At 68.4% G+C, this 291-nt stretch carries 1 protein-coding gene; it reads right to left on the bottom strand.

What is annotated here, in order from left to right; genetic code table 11:
* Positions 1 to 291, bottom strand: a 291-nt coding sequence (locus ACLJNW_RS24450) for an LLM class flavin-dependent oxidoreductase (protein ID WP_410961251.1), incomplete at both ends; no start/stop codon positions are given.

Here is a 291-nt window from a genome sequence, read left to right as displayed (position 1 = left end):
CGCTTGAGCAGTTCGATGAATTCGTCGCTGCGGGCATAGCGCTGGTCGTGGTCGAGATAATCGCCGTCCTTGCGCTGGTCGGCGTCGCTGCCGCCGCTGATGATATGCACCGCCAGGCGCCCGTCGAGGAGGTGTTCGAGGGTCGCCAGCTTGCGCGCGGCCAGGGTCGGGGCGACGAAACCGGGGCGGTGCGCCAGCAGCAGACCGATCCGGGAAGTGGCCAGGCCAGCGGCGGCGGCCACCAGGAATCCATCCGGCTGGTCCGACCAGTAGCCGACCAGGATTCGATCG

Source organism: Salmonella sp. SAL4457 (assembly GCF_046548235.1).
GTDB classification, from domain to species: domain Bacteria; phylum Pseudomonadota; class Gammaproteobacteria; order Enterobacterales; family Enterobacteriaceae; genus Salmonella; species Salmonella enterica.
Note: the sequence above shows the minus strand (reverse complement) of the source record. Positions and strands in the feature narration are given on the sequence as shown.